Origin of the sequence: Pseudarthrobacter sp. NPDC058362, assembly GCF_042723515.1 — a bacterium.
In the GTDB taxonomy this organism is placed as follows: domain Bacteria; phylum Actinomycetota; class Actinomycetes; order Actinomycetales; family Micrococcaceae; genus Arthrobacter.
In genome coordinates this window covers 1-12961 of record NZ_JBHXIW010000001.1, presented here as the reverse complement: position 1 = coordinate 12961, position 12961 = coordinate 1, and the positions used below count along the sequence as shown (strand labels likewise).

At 66.9% G+C, this 12961-nt stretch carries 10 protein-coding genes; 4 read left to right on the top strand and 6 right to left on the bottom strand.

Annotation, left to right across the window (positions count from 1 at the left end; translation table 11 throughout):
* Positions 1 to 18: 18 nt before the first annotated feature.
* Complete coding sequence (locus ACFWIX_RS00050; protein ID WP_377214068.1) at positions 19 to 1008, bottom strand: LLM class flavin-dependent oxidoreductase; 990 nt, start codon at positions 1006 to 1008, stop codon at positions 19 to 21.
* Between the two features lie 168 nt (positions 1009 to 1176).
* Here ACFWIX_RS00050 and ACFWIX_RS00045 point away from each other — a divergent pair, with 168 nt between their 5' ends.
* Positions 1177 to 2049 (top strand): aldo/keto reductase, encoded by an 873-nt coding sequence (locus ACFWIX_RS00045; RefSeq protein ID WP_377214067.1) that lies wholly within the window; start codon positions 1177 to 1179, stop codon positions 2047 to 2049.
* A gap of 95 nt (positions 2050 to 2144) precedes the next feature.
* On the opposite strand, the gene ACFWIX_RS00040 is transcribed toward ACFWIX_RS00045, so the two are convergent.
* Complete coding sequence (locus tag ACFWIX_RS00040; protein WP_377214066.1) at positions 2145 to 3698, bottom strand: PxKF domain-containing protein; 1554 nt, start codon at positions 3696 to 3698, stop codon at positions 2145 to 2147.
* 221 nt (positions 3699 to 3919) lie between these two features.
* On the opposite strand from ACFWIX_RS00040, the gene ACFWIX_RS00035 reads away from it, so the two are divergent.
* From ACFWIX_RS00035 to ACFWIX_RS00025, 3 genes are all read left to right on the top strand, one after another.
* Positions 3920 to 4078, top strand: a complete 159-nt coding sequence (locus ACFWIX_RS00035; RefSeq protein ID WP_377214065.1) for a hypothetical protein — start codon at positions 3920 to 3922, stop codon at positions 4076 to 4078.
* Positions 4079 to 4087: 9 nt separating this feature from the next.
* The gene (locus tag ACFWIX_RS00030) at positions 4088 to 5767 is read left to right on the top strand and encodes a helicase HerA-like domain-containing protein (RefSeq protein WP_377214064.1); all 1680 of its coding nucleotides are present in this window, start codon (positions 4088 to 4090) and stop codon (positions 5765 to 5767) included.
* A gap of 145 nt (positions 5768 to 5912) precedes the next feature.
* Positions 5913 to 6905 (top strand): hypothetical protein, encoded by a 993-nt coding sequence (locus tag ACFWIX_RS00025; RefSeq protein WP_377214063.1) that lies wholly within the window; start codon positions 5913 to 5915, stop codon positions 6903 to 6905.
* Between the two features lie 124 nt (positions 6906 to 7029).
* Here ACFWIX_RS00025 and ACFWIX_RS00020 read toward each other — a convergent pair whose 3' ends face one another.
* The 4 genes from ACFWIX_RS00020 to ACFWIX_RS00005 all read right to left on the bottom strand — a co-directional run bounded on the left by ACFWIX_RS00020 (position 7030) and on the right by ACFWIX_RS00005 (position 12646).
* Positions 7030 to 7848 carry an endonuclease domain-containing protein gene (locus ACFWIX_RS00020; RefSeq protein WP_377214062.1) on the bottom strand — a complete coding sequence of 273 codons (819 nt, stop codon included), beginning with the start codon at positions 7846 to 7848 and terminating at the stop codon, positions 7030 to 7032.
* Positions 7849 to 8065: 217 nt separating this feature from the next.
* Positions 8066 to 10075 (bottom strand): NHL domain-containing thioredoxin family protein, encoded by a 2010-nt coding sequence (locus tag ACFWIX_RS00015; RefSeq protein WP_377214061.1) that lies wholly within the window; start codon positions 10073 to 10075, stop codon positions 8066 to 8068.
* Complete coding sequence (locus tag ACFWIX_RS00010; protein WP_377214060.1) at positions 10075 to 12246, bottom strand: cytochrome c oxidase assembly protein; 2172 nt, start codon at positions 12244 to 12246, stop codon at positions 10075 to 10077. Before ACFWIX_RS00010 ends, ACFWIX_RS00015 begins: the two co-directional genes overlap by 1 nt.
* A gap of 112 nt (positions 12247 to 12358) precedes the next feature.
* Positions 12359 to 12646, bottom strand: a complete 288-nt coding sequence (locus tag ACFWIX_RS00005; protein ID WP_009358243.1) for an HU family DNA-binding protein — start codon at positions 12644 to 12646, stop codon at positions 12359 to 12361.
* Positions 12647 to 12961 lie beyond the last annotated feature (315 nt).

Here is a 12961-nt window from a genome sequence, read left to right as displayed (position 1 = left end):
AATCGGGGCGTCGGGATCCTAGGCCCGTACCAGCCCTGCCGCCTGCGCCAGGAGTTCCACGGACCGCAGTCGCGCGGCGGTGCCGGGACTTTGGTGGGCAACGATAAGCTCGTCCGCGTCGGCGTGCCGGCCGAAGCTGTCCAGGTACTCCAGCACCACGTCCGGGGTGCCGACGGCGGAATAGGTCATCATCTGCGAAACATGCTGGCCCTGCGGCGAATCGAGCACCATGTCGGCCTCGTCGTCGGTGAACTCGCGCCCGCCGCCAAAGAACAAGGAAACCCGGGCGCGCTTGGTGGCCCGGAGCATCTCCTGCGCTTCGGACGCCGAGTCGGCGGCGATGACGTTGACGCCGGCGATCACGTGCGGGGCATCCAGCTGGGCAGACGGATGAAACTCGCGCCGGTACAGCGCCACCGCGTCCTGCAGAGCCGCGGGGGCAAAGTGCGAGGCGAATGCGTAGGGCAGGCCCAACTGCGCGGCCAGCCGCGCGCCAAAGAGGGAGGAGCCCAGAATGTAGAGCGGCACGTTCGTTCCCTTGCCGGGGGTGGCTTCCACGCCCTGGATGCGGGTGGGTCCGGTGAGGTAGCCCTGCAGTTCCAGGACGTCCTGCGGGAAGCTGTCGGCTGCCATCGGGTCACGCCGCAGCGCACGCATGGTGTTCTGGTCGCTGCCGGGCGCCCGGCCGAGGCCCAGGTCAATCCGGCCGGGGTGCAGCGTTTCCAGCGTGCCGAACTGCTCAGCGATGGTCAGCGGGGAGTGGTTCGGCAACATGATGCCGCCGGCACCCAGCCGGATGCTTTCGGTGTGAGCGGCCACGTGGGCAATCAACACGCTTGTAGCCGACGAAGCGATCGACGACATGTTGTGGTGCTCGGCATACCAGACCCGTCGGTACCCCAGTTCCTCGGCGCTCTGGGCCATGGCCACGCTGCCCGCCAGGCTCTCGGCCGCCGTCTGCTCCTTCCCGATGGTCGCCAGGTCGAGGATGGAGAGGGGAAGAGTCACGTCAGGTGCCGGCCTTTCAAACGTCTGCAATGGTTGCGTGCCGGGTCGCGGCGCACACGGAAGGCATAACGACGGCGGCGCGCGGCTTATTTCAGCCAATCGCCGGGACTTTCGTCACCAGAGGGCGGCACGTGGAATATCGCCGCACCGGGGTGTGTTGCCGCCCACATGAGCCTAAAAGCATCCAAGGAACTCGAACTGTCCGCAACGATCGACCTGAAAGACCTCGGAACCGTGCACCGGCTCGGCTTTGGCGCCATGCGCATCACCGGCCCCGGCACCTGGGGCGAGCCCGCGGACCGCGGCGCATCCATCGCCCTGGTGCGCCGCGCCGTCGAACTCGGTGTTGACTTCATCGATACAGCCGATTCCTACGGCCCGAACGTGAGCGAGGAAATCCTCGCCGAGGCCCTCCATCCGTACGGCGACAGGCTGAAGATCGCCACGAAGGTGGGCTTCACCCGGACCGGGCCGAGCAAGTGGATTCCGCTGGGACGGCCGGAGTACCTGCGCCAGCAGGCAGAACTGAGCCTGCGCAAGCTCCGGGTCGAAACCCTGGATTTGTTGCAGCTGCACCGGATCGACCCCTCCGTCGATGCCGACGAACAGTTCGCTGTCCTGCGCGAACTCCAGGACGAGGGCAAGGTCCGCGCGCTGGGCCTGTCCCAGGTCAGCGTGGCCGAGATCGAAGCCGCAAGCCGGCATTTCACCGTGTCCACGGTCCAGAACCGTTACAACCTGACGGACCGCAGCTCGGAGGATGTCCTGCAGTACAGCGAAGCCAACGGCATCGGGTTCATCCCGTGGGCGCCCATTTCCGCCGGTGAGCTCGCGCAGCCTGGCGGACCGGTGGACGCTGCCGCGACGCGCCTCGGCGCCACTCCTTCACAGGTGGCGCTTGCCTGGCTACTGCGCCATTCAGCCGTCATCATGCCAATCCCGGGGACCGCCTCCATGGAGCATCTCGAGGAAAACATGGGCGCCGCGGGCGTAACGCTCGACGACGATACTTACGCGGAGCTTTCGGCAGCCACTTCCTGAGCGGGCCGCCGCAGAAGCGCTGCCCGCGGCACATGCGTCAGGCGACCCGGCCTTCGCCGGGCCGCCTGACGCATGCTGTTCCTGGCTGCCTGCGTCTACTTCAGTTTGAAGATGGCACTGACTGAGGAGCCGTCAGCCGCTTTCATGGTGAGCTGGTAGCAGTTGCCGGCTCCCGTAGGCGTCTTCCAGTTGTACACAAACTGGCCGGCAGTCGCGTCGTAGCGGACGGCGGTACTGCCGGCCGCCGCTGTCGTCTCGATGGCATCCGTGGAGGCGTTCTCGGCGCAGACAACGGGGCCCATCGTGAACTTCATGAGGGCGGGGTCAGTGATCTCAGTGCTGCCCGCGAAGACCTCGAATTTTGCCGGTACCGTGCTGCCGCCCTTGACCGTGTTCAGGATGCCGTTCATATCGATCGGTTGGTAAAAGCCCAGGACCGTCCATGCTTTGACCTCGTAGTTCTGCCTAATCGTGGCAGTATTGCCGGCCAGGTCCGTGGCAGTGGCTGTGAGCGTGTGCTCGCCTACCGCGGTGGAGTACCCGGACACTGCACACGGCCCGGCCAGCCCGGAGGTGTCGTCACGGGCAGTGCAGCCCGGGACTGCCGGAGTGGATCCGTAGTAGCTCACCCCCAGGTTCGAGGTGAACCCGAGGTCAGGGGCAGTCCCGTCCTTCTTCAGGCTCACCGCCACGGGGTCTGCGGCGCCTCCACTGCTGCTGGCGGCGCAGGTGTACTCCGTTGATACCTGGTCATCCGGGACGGTCCGGTCTCCGCAGCCGGCCAGGATCAGCGTGCTGGGCGAATCGCCTTCGGTCACCGTCCAATCCAGCGCGACAGCGCTCTTGTACCAGCCGTTGGCACCATCGGGGGTGGCGGGGTTAAGGGTGTAGCTGATCACGGGAGCAGTGGCATCCGTGATGCCATAGGTGACCTTGCTCGCCACGGTGATTCCCCCACCGTCCGTGTAACTGCAGGCTGCTTCTTGCGTCCCGACACCGAACGCGCCGTCCGGGCCTGAAACGACGCCCAGCGTGGCGGGGAAGGAGCTGTTCCCGTCCTCGGTGTCGGTCACCTGGCAGGTGGCGGCCGGAACCGAGCCCTTTGCATAGGAAGCCCCGTTGGCCACGCCGGAGATGGACAGGACCGGCGCCGTGTTGGCGGGTGCAGGCGCGACGACATTCACGCGGAAGGCCGCCGGGGCAAGGTTGAAGGAGTAAGGCGTGGTGTTGCTGACGATACTCACCGTGACGTTGGCGGATCCCGCACCGACGGGAGTGACAGCCAGCGGCTGCGTGAAACCGCACGACGTGAACGTAGTGGTGGCCGGGGATACCGTGGCCACGGACGAATTGCTCGATTCAATTTTCAACGTCAGTGTGGTTGAACCGGTCAGGTTGCACCCATTCTTGCCGTCGCCGTCGGTGGTTGACAGGGCCAGCGTGGCAGCACCCTGTACTCCGCCCACATTCAGAGCCATGATCTCTGCATCCACGTCGATGCTTGAATCCAGGTTGTTGTGGATGTCGTCCGCGAACGCGATACCGCCGCCGGCGAGCACCAGCCCCGCCGCCGCGAGTGCCGCCGCAACCCGAAAACCGCCACGGCCCTGCCGTCCCGCGGCCGCGCCAATGCCCAGCAAATTGTCCATGTGCTTCTCCCTCAACGCCTGCAGGCCACCCTGGCCGCAGAGTAGCTTCACCCTAGGGCCGGGGTCCGCGGGAGCACACGCGTAATCCCCCACCTGACTTTGGGTGGAAGTACTCGATTTTTGGGGCGTTGAGGAAGGGGACTACTTGGTTTGACGCAGCCCCTGGAGCATCACCAGGCCGGCGGCACTGGCCTGCGCTGGCCCCCACCCTGACCCGGCTGATGCTGTCCACCCCCAAGGAATTCGTCCTGCTCCTGGGCGGGATCGCGATGCTGCGGGCACTGCAGCAGGCGTTCGTGACCGCCTTCTCCACCGCTTTCACCCTGGGCGCGAACGCGCGGACCACACGATGCGGTAGAGCCGGCCGCCGGCGCCGCTAAGCTGTGGGCATGGCCGGGAAATCCACAGCAGAGAAGCTTGCAACCCTCCAAAAGGGTTACACCCTGGAAGGTGCCACCATTGAGCTCGGCGCGGCGGTGGTGGACGGCCAGGTTCACAAGGAGGCGCCGGTCCGCCTGCCGCTCGCCATGATGAACCGCCACGGGCTGGTGGCCGGAGCCACCGGAACGGGCAAGACGGTCACCCTGCACATGATGGCGGAACAGCTCTCCGCTACCGGCGTCCCCGTGTTCCTGGCTGACATCAAGGGCGACCTTTCAGGGCTGGCGACGGCCGCCGTCGGAAATCCCAAACTCAGCGAGCGCACCGAGGGGATCGGCCAGGACTGGGAAGGGCGGACCTTCCCGGTGGAGTTCCTGGCGCTCGGAGGGGACGGCGCCGGCGTTCCCGTCCGGGCCACGGTCACCTCCTTTGGCCCCATCCTCCTGTCCCGGATCATGGAGCTGAACGACACGCAGGAATCCAGCCTGCAGCTGATCTTCCACTTCGCGGACAAGAACGGCCTGGAACTGACCGACCTCAAGGATCTCCGGGCCGTCATCCAGTTCCTCACGTCCGCCGAAGGCAAGGAACAGCTGGCGGAGCTCGGCGGGCTGTCCAAGGCGACGGCCGGAGTGATCCTTCGGGAACTGGTCACGCTCGAAGCCCAGGGTCTCGATTTGTTCTTCGGCGAACCGGAGTTCGACACCGCGGACCTGATGCGCACGTCGCCGGACGGGCGGGGCATCATTACCTGCCTGGAGCTGCCAACCCTCCAGTCCAAGCCGCTGCTCTTCTCCACCTTCCTGATGTGGCTGCTGGCGGACCTTTTCGAGGATCTGCCCGAGGCCGGCGACCTGGATAAACCCAAGCTCGTCTTCTTCCTGGATGAAGCGCACTTGCTCTTCAATGACGCATCCAAGGCCTTCCTGGCCGCGATCACCACCACCGTCCGGCTGATCCGGTCCAAGGGCGTCGGTATCTTCTTCGTCACCCAGACGCCCAAGGACGTTCCCGCTGAAGTCCTGGGGCAGTTGGCCAACCGGGTCCAGCATGCGTTGCGGGCATTTACCCCCGAGGACGCCAAGGCCCTCAAGGCCACGGTGTCCACCTTTCCCCTGAGCGACTACGACCTCGAGGAGACCCTGACGTCGGCGGGCATCGGCGAAGCCGTGGTCACGGTCATGAACGAAAAGGGGGCGCCCACCCCGGTGGCCCATACCCGGCTCCGGGCGCCGGAATCCGTCATGGGTCCCAGCGAGGCGGACGTCGTCCAGGACATCGTGGCCGGTTCGGGCTTGCTTGCGCGCTACGGCACGGCGGTGGACAACCGGTCGGCCTATGAGAAGCTGTCCAAGCAGGCAGCCGGGGCGGGAGCTGCGCCGGATCCGGCGACCGAGGACTCCGCTGCAGACATGGACATCGACGCCGAGGCCCGGCGCATCGAAGAGGACATCCTCGGCCGGCCCAGCAGCAGGCCCGCCCCGCGCGGCCGGCCGGCGCCGGTACCGGACTCCACGCCCCGCTCCCCCTCCGGCCCGGACCGCAGCTCCGCGGACGACCTCGGCGCTGTGCTCGGCGACGCCCTGGGCGGCGGGCTGAAGAGCGTGGCCCGCTCCATCGGAACGCAGCTCGGCCGTGAACTGCTGCGCGGAGTGTTCGGTACTTCCCCGCGGCGCCGCCGCCGCTAGGACTTCCGGTTCCAGCCACCCGGGTGGGCGTGGCCCGCAATGGCTGGCGCCGCCGTCGTACGCCCTGTCCCCGTGGTGCGCAGCACATGTGACGTCGCCCGACAAGGCCGTGCGCACGCTTACCGGTAACGTGGGAAGCGTGCAGATGAGTCAAGCGTTGGTGAGGATCGCGGCCGGTTGGCTGCTGGGCCTCATGCTTGCCGTGGCTGCGGGAGTGGTGGCGGTAGACGTCGTGAACAAGACCGTAGCCAGCCCGCAGCAGCCTGTACGCGAATATCTGGAGGCCCTGCAAAGCGGCGACGGCGGCAGGGCACTGGGGCTCCTGCGGGCCACCGTTCCAGGCGGCAACGCGGCCATGCTGGACGGGACAGCCCTCCAGACGGCGGTCTCGCGGCTGTCCAACATCAGCGTAGGCGACCCCGATCCACGTCCCGGTAACCGCGTCATGGTGCCGCTGGAATACACCATCGACGGCAGCCGGCTCCGCACCGAATTCCTCCTTGAACGCACGGGCACCGAATGGATCTTCTTCGACACCTGGGCGTTTGTCCCCTCGAGGCTGCCCACCGTTGACGTCACCGTTGTCAATTCCAGCGAAGCCACGCTCAACGGCATCCCGGTGAACATGCCGGACGGGCAGAACAGCTTCGCAGTGTTCTATCCCGGCGAGTACGAGGCGTCCCTGAACGGCCGCTACTTTTCCGCCCCCGCCACCCGCGCCACCGTCACCGGCCGCGACGCACCGGTAGCACCGCTGAACCTGCTAACCGAGGCCACGGACCGCCTGAAAAACGAGGTCGCAGCCAAAGTGAAGCAGTACCTGGACAGTTGCGCCGCGGAGGCCAGCAAAGAACAGAAGCTGCAGCCGGACTGCCCGTTCTACTACGCGAGCGACAACCGGGTCCAGGACGGCACCATTAAGTGGAGCATCACCAAGTACCCCGGGGTCTCCATCGAGCCCTTCAACGGCCGCTGGGTGGTTGCCCCGCTGGATGGCAAGGCCCGTGTCCAGGCGCAGCAGCAGGATTCCTTCACCGGCGCCTGGTTCCCCCTGGACGAAGAAGTGGACTTCAGCTTCACCACGCGGCTGGACATCGGCGCGGACACCATCAAGGTCACACCGCTGCTGAGCTTCTAGCACCGGCTGCCCGTGCGTCACGCCGAGCACGCTCTTGGGACTCTCCCAACTACGAGTCCCCGTAATTCCGGGGGTTTCACCCTCTCCTGGTATCAAAAGCGTGCTCTGCGTGACGGCCGCTCGATCATCGCCGCCGCGCCAGCACCTGCAGGACCTGGGCAACCATGGCTTCGGGATGGTGCACCACGTCTGGGTAGTAGTACCGCAGGGCTGTGTACCCCTGCACCACCGACTCGTTGTTCCGCCGGTGGTCCTTCTGCACCTGCTTCCATTCGGCGTGGTGCCGGCCATCCAGTTCCACCACCAGCCAGCCGTCCAGCAGCAGATCGACATGACCCACCCGCTCCAGGTAGACCTGCGCCTGGACCGAAATGCCCGCCTGCCGGAAATAGGTCCGCGCCAGCGTCTCAAGGAGTGAATCCGAGCCCCGGTCCACCCAGTCCAGCACCGCCCTCGCCTTGCCGTTCCTCTTCCCGGGCAGGTGTTGGCGCAGGAAGTCGACGGTGATGTCGCCCCGCCCCACGGCGCACTCAACCATCACCAGGGACTCCGCGAAGGACAAGCACCGCAGTGCGTGGATCAGCACGTCGGCAAGCGCCGCTACCGGCCGGAGGGAGGCTGGCGGCAGGAGCAGCCCGGCGTGGTGGACAGCGTTGCCCCGGACGGATTCCCGGCGCCGGTGATAGACGTGGCGGAGCCCGTTGGGCGGCAGGCACCAGAGGTTGTACATGGGCGCAGCACTTAAGCAGGTCAACAGCTCACGGTTCCGCAGCGCGGCCACCAGGTCCGGAGACGCCGCCGGAAGCGCATACAGTCCCCGCGCCGGCTGCAGGACTCCTGCCCGGCCGGCACGTCGCAGGGCGGCGTCGTCAACTCCCATTCGGGCGAGTACCGGCCGGCGCGCTGCTCCGCCACATCGTGCCAGGGCTTTGAAGGCGTCCATGCGGACATGGTGGCTCCGCGCTTCCGTACATGGCAGTGCGAAGAGAGCCTATGTGGAAAACTGCTGGCCGCCGGAGTCGCGTCACGCCGGGCATGCTTTTGGCCGCCGCCGCTAGGCGCAGTCCCGTGAATCCGCGGTTCTTGCCAAGCCTGGTACCCAAAAGGCTGCTGTCCGTGACGCGTGGGCAGCAGCCTGTCAGGGACGCTAAGCCGGGCCGTCAGTCCATGCCGCGCAGGTCCAGCACCAGTTGGGTGTCGCCGTCGCCCTGCAGCACTACGGGGATGCCCCAGTCCTGCTGGTACAGGTGGCATGCCGCGTGGTCCGGGATCTCACCGTCCTCAGTTTCGGGTCCGTCGCAGGCGGCGGCACGGGCCGTAATGTGCAGCACGCCCTCGGGCACGTCGGCGGACAGTTCCAGCGTGCGCAGCAGTCCCACCGAGGTGCCGCCACCGGAGACCAGCAGCTCCGGCGGGGTTGAGGAGATCTTCAACTGCGTGGGGTCGCCCCAGCGGTCATCCAGCTTCTGCCCGGTGGGCGCCTTGAAGCGGACAGTCAGGTCCAAGGGCCCCGGCGCAACAGGACTCTTGGGCCGCTGGGTCTGGGACGCGCCCTCATCCACCTGCTGCGCTTCCTTGGGAATGGGCACGTACACCAGCTGATGCTTGTTGGCCTCCACCACTACCAGGAGCGGCTCGGAACCGGCGGACTGGGTGTGGTCCACGATCACGTCCGACGGCTCGGCCAGGCCGCGGGCCAGGGTTGATACGGTACCGGCCGCGGGGTCATAGCGGCGCACGGCCCCGTTGTAGGTGTCGGCGATGGCCACAGAGCCATCGGGCAGTACAGTGACGCCGAGGGGGTGCTGCAGCCGGGCTTCTGCCGCAGGACCGTCCCGGAAGCCGAAGTCGAACAGGCCCTTGCCCACGGCCGACTCCACCCTCACGGTGCCGTCGTCCGCGATCACCAGCTTGCGCAGCGCGGAGGTTTCGGAGTCGGCCACCCAGATGTTGCCGTCGGCGTCCTCGGCCAGGCCGGAGGACTGCGCGAACCACGCCTCGTCCGCGGGCCCGTCCAGCAGGCCTTCCAGGCCGTTGCCGGCCAGGATCGCCACGTCGCCGCTGATGGGGTCGAAACTGAAAATCTGGTGTACGCCGGCCATCGCCACCACCACGGCGTTGAGCTTGCCGGACCACACCACGTCCCACGGCGAGCTCAGAGCGACCTCCAGCGGGTGCCCGCCCAGTTTGCCGGTGGCTCCAGCGGCGTGCTCGTCCACGCGCGCCGGACCGGTTTCCAGGAGCCGCTGCACGCCGTTACCGGCCAGTGTCGACGCCTTGCCGTCTTTCAGCGAGAGCCCCCGGAGGCGGTGGTTCACGGAGTCGGCAATGACGACGTCGTAGCCCGCCTTTGCTGCCACGTCTTCAGGGAGCAGCACCAGGCCCTGGGGCTCGTTGAATTCAGCGGTGCCGGTCCCGCCGGCCGCCGGGCCGTCCGCATAGCCCTTGGTGCCCGAACCGTAGGTGGCGAGGACCGTCTGGAAGTCGGTGGCCAGCTCCACGAGCCGGTGGTGGCCGGTGTCGGTGACCAGCCACGAACCGTTGGCTGCGGCACCCGCTGCAGCGCCGCCGTCGTGCGCTTCCTCCTGGGCGACGGAACCGCGGCCCGCCGGCAGGAACAGCGCCTTGCCGGGGAAACGGAGGGTGCCCGACGTCGGCTCGGGAGCTACGTACGGACCGGAACCGCGGTGGAGGGTCCCCTTGGCCTCGTGCTCGGCGATGAGTTCGGGGATGAGCACGGCCAGGCCGTCCGCGTGGCCCTCGCCGGAGAGGTGCGCCACGATGTAGCCCTCGGGGTCGATGACCACGAGGGTCGGCCAGGCGCGGGCGGTGTAGGCCTTCCAGGTGTCCAGCTCTGGGTCGTCCAGCACCGGGTGGTGGATTTCGTAGCGCTCCACCGCGGCGGCCAGGGCAACGGGATCGGCCTCGTGCTCGAACTTGGGCGAGTGGACGCCCACTGTCACGAGAACGTCGGAGTACTGCTCCTCCAGCGGGCGCAGTTCATCGAGGACGTGCAGGCAGTTGATGCAGCAGAACGTCCAGAAGTCGAGGAGCACGATTTTGCCGCGCAGCGCTTCGAGGTCCAGCGTCTTGCCCCCGGTGTTGAGCCAGTTGCGGCCCACGAGTTCGGAGGCGCGGACCCGGGCAGAGGTTCGTACGGTTTCGCTCATCAGCGTCCTTCCAGCTTGTTGCGTTCAGCCAGCCTGGCGTCGCGTTCGGCCAATTTGGCAAACATATCGTTGTAAGCGGCGAGATCGGCGTCGTTATTCCTGTCCGCCGCGCGGTCCACGCGTTTTGTTTCGCGCTGGTCGGACCGGGACCACATGATTGCGACGCCGATCGCCACCAGGAGCGTGGGCACCTCGCCGATTCCCCAGGCCACCGCGCCGCCCATCTGCTGGTCCGCCAGGGCAGAGGGACCCCACTCGCGGCCCAGGTTGCCGAAGTAGTCCGCGGCAAGGAGGTTGGTGCCGCCCATGATGGCCACGCCGAAGAATGCGTGGAAGCCCATAGTGGCCAGCAGCAGGAGCAGTCGCATCGGGAAGGGGGCGCGGCGCGGCAGGGGATCCGTCCCGATCATGCTGAGGACGAAGATGTAGCCCGTCAGCAGGAAGTGCAGGATCATCAGCTCGTGCCCCACGTGCTCCCGCATGGCGAACCCGAAGAGGTCCGAGTAGTAGAACAGCACGATGGAGCCGGCAAAGTTGGCTGCGGCGAACAGCGGGTGGGTGACCAGCTGGGAGAACTTCGAGTGGACGAACACCAGCAGCCACTCGCGCGTGCCCCGCGAACCGTCGCCGCGGGCGGGCAAGGCGCGGAGGGCGAGCGTGACGGGGGCGCCCAGGACCAGGAAGATCGGCGCCACCATGGTGAGCGCCATGTGGTCCACCATGTGCGCGGAGAACAGCACGCGACCGTAGACCGACGGCGGCCCGGACGTGATGTACGTCAGCACCAGCAGGCCAATGCCCCAGTTCACGGACCGGAACCACTGCCACTTGTCGCCGCGCCGGCGGACCTTGGCCACGCCCAGGAAGTAGGCAACCAGCCCGAAGAGCGCCACCGAGATCCAGATCCAGTCGAGACGCCATTCGGTGAACCAGCGCTCCGGGGTAAGTTCCGGCGGGAGCTCGTAGCCGGTGAGGATGAAGGCCGGGGAGGCGTCCGGGGCGTAGGTGGTGGGCTCAGGCGGGGCTGAACGGCCAAGCGCGACCGCGATGCCGGACGTGGCTCCCATAAGGAGGAGCTCGGCCAGGAGCAGCTGCCACAGCACGCGGCGTGCCGACAGGGCGGACCCCTGGCGGCTCAGCTGCGGAATGACCCACTGGCGGTGCATGAAGCCGATTCCGCCCAGCACCAGGGCGGCGGCGGCTTTGGCCAGGATCAGTTGGCCGTACGGCGAGCCAACAAGGTCCTGCCATGAGGTGATACGGATGGCCGCATTGATCACGCCGGAAGCAAAGACCAGCGCGAACGCAAAGCTGGCCAGGGTGGAGAACCGCCTGAGCGTAGGCTCGGTGATGTCCGTGTTTTTCCCGGTAAGAATCCCGGAGAGCAGCGCGAGCACAATGACGCCACCCACCCAGGCGCTGACACCCACCAGGTGCAGGCCAAGGGAGTTGATGGCGCCTTCGTGGTCCGACGAACTCGAGGAGTGGCCGATCAGCGCCGTCGGAACCAGCCCGCAGAGCGCAAGGATCAAGGTCAGCGCGAGGGCGCTTAGGGACCTGACACCGAAGAGCGCCGTCGTAGTGACCGCGGCGATGATGGTGACGGCGAGCCAGGCGCGGCCGGTGTCGATATCCGTCATGAAATAGGTCAGTGCGCTGGTGAACTCGGCGTCGCTGCCCAGGGGCTGGCCGGCGACGTCGGCGTACGTCAGGACCAGAACTGCGACGGCGGACAGCGTCCACGCGGCGCCCGCCGCGGCCGCCACGGTCAGGGCGCGGGTGAAGGCCGGGTGCTCCGGGGCGTCACCTTCGGCGCGGCCTTGCTGCCGCGCAGCGGGGCCTGCAAACCTGGGCAGGATACCGACGGCGAAGATCAGTCCGCCAATCACAGTGGCCACGGAAACATTGTGGATGGCCTTGCTGATGGGCAGCCCCCACCGGACGAACGCCCCGGGATCGGCGACGGACGGTGCAGCTGCGGCTCCGGAAAACAGCAGCGCTGCCACCAGGCCGAGGAACAGTACAGCCAGCCCTGTCAGCTGCCATGGGCCGGAGATACCTACGGCCGAACCGCCAGCCGGTCCCCGGCTGCCAGCGGCAGACTGGCCCGATGCACCGCCGGAGGCAGGCTTTGAGGCTTTGGATCGGGGTTTGGCGGCAGGAGACACCATTCCATTGTCCGCTACTGCCGGGGCCGCCCGCGAATCGGCTTAACGCAGAAAGGAGCGGCAACCAAATGGTTGCCACTCCTTTCGAGAGCCGGCGCGTGGCCCGCGACAAGGACTACTTCTTGTTGGAGACCGCAGCCTTCAGCTTGGAGCCTGCGGTCAGCTTGACGCTGTGGCCAGCGGCAATCTGGATGGTCTCACCCGTCTGGGGGTTGCGGCCGGTGCGTGCTGCACGGTCGGTACGCTCGACGGCGAGCCAGCCCGGGATGGTGATCTTCTCGCCAGCGGCGACAGAAGTCTCGAAAACCTCGAACAGTGCGTCGAGGACGGAGTTCACGGCTGCCTGGCTGGTGCCGGCCTTGCCTGCTACCTCTGCAACAAGTTCACTACGGTTCTTAGCCATTTATGTCCTCCTGGACTGTCATGATTCTGGAGCCTGCATGCGGCATGCGTACAAGCCACTGTTCGAAAACTTACCAGCTTGGACCGTCACGGACCGCAAATTCCGCGTGTTTCCGGCATTTTTTGAGGTTAATCACCGGATTTTGGGGGTTCCGGGCGCCCGGGGGCGGGGTCGGGAGCGCATTCCGGGCGTTCCTGATGGCTTCAGACGGTTCCGTGGGTTAAATGTGGGAGGCCCCAACCGTGTGGTTGGGGCCTCGACCAGGTGTGTGTCCGGCGGTGACCTACTCTCCCACACCCTCCCGGGTGCAGTACC

Coding starts and splice junctions, on each gene's coding strand:
- ACFWIX_RS00045 (WP_377214067.1), top strand. CDS start 1,177: ATGAGCCTAAAAGCATCCAAGGAACTCGAACTGTCCGCAACGATCGAC.
- ACFWIX_RS00040 (WP_377214066.1), bottom strand. CDS start 3,698: ATGGACAATTTGCTGGGCATTGGCGCGGCCGCGGGACGGCAGGGCCGT.
- ACFWIX_RS00035 (WP_377214065.1), top strand. CDS start 3,920: ATGCTGTCCACCCCCAAGGAATTCGTCCTGCTCCTGGGCGGGATCGCG.
- ACFWIX_RS00030 (WP_377214064.1), top strand. CDS start 4,088: ATGGCCGGGAAATCCACAGCAGAGAAGCTTGCAACCCTCCAAAAGGGT.
- ACFWIX_RS00025 (WP_377214063.1), top strand. CDS start 5,913: ATGAGTCAAGCGTTGGTGAGGATCGCGGCCGGTTGGCTGCTGGGCCTC.
- ACFWIX_RS00020 (WP_377214062.1), bottom strand. CDS start 7,848: ATGGACGCCTTCAAAGCCCTGGCACGATGTGGCGGAGCAGCGCGCCGG.
- ACFWIX_RS00015 (WP_377214061.1), bottom strand. CDS start 10,075: ATGAGCGAAACCGTACGAACCTCTGCCCGGGTCCGCGCCTCCGAACTC.
- ACFWIX_RS00010 (WP_377214060.1), bottom strand. CDS start 12,246: ATGGTGTCTCCTGCCGCCAAACCCCGATCCAAAGCCTCAAAGCCTGCC.
- ACFWIX_RS00005 (WP_009358243.1), bottom strand. CDS start 12,646: ATGGCTAAGAACCGTAGTGAACTTGTTGCAGAGGTAGCAGGCAAGGCC.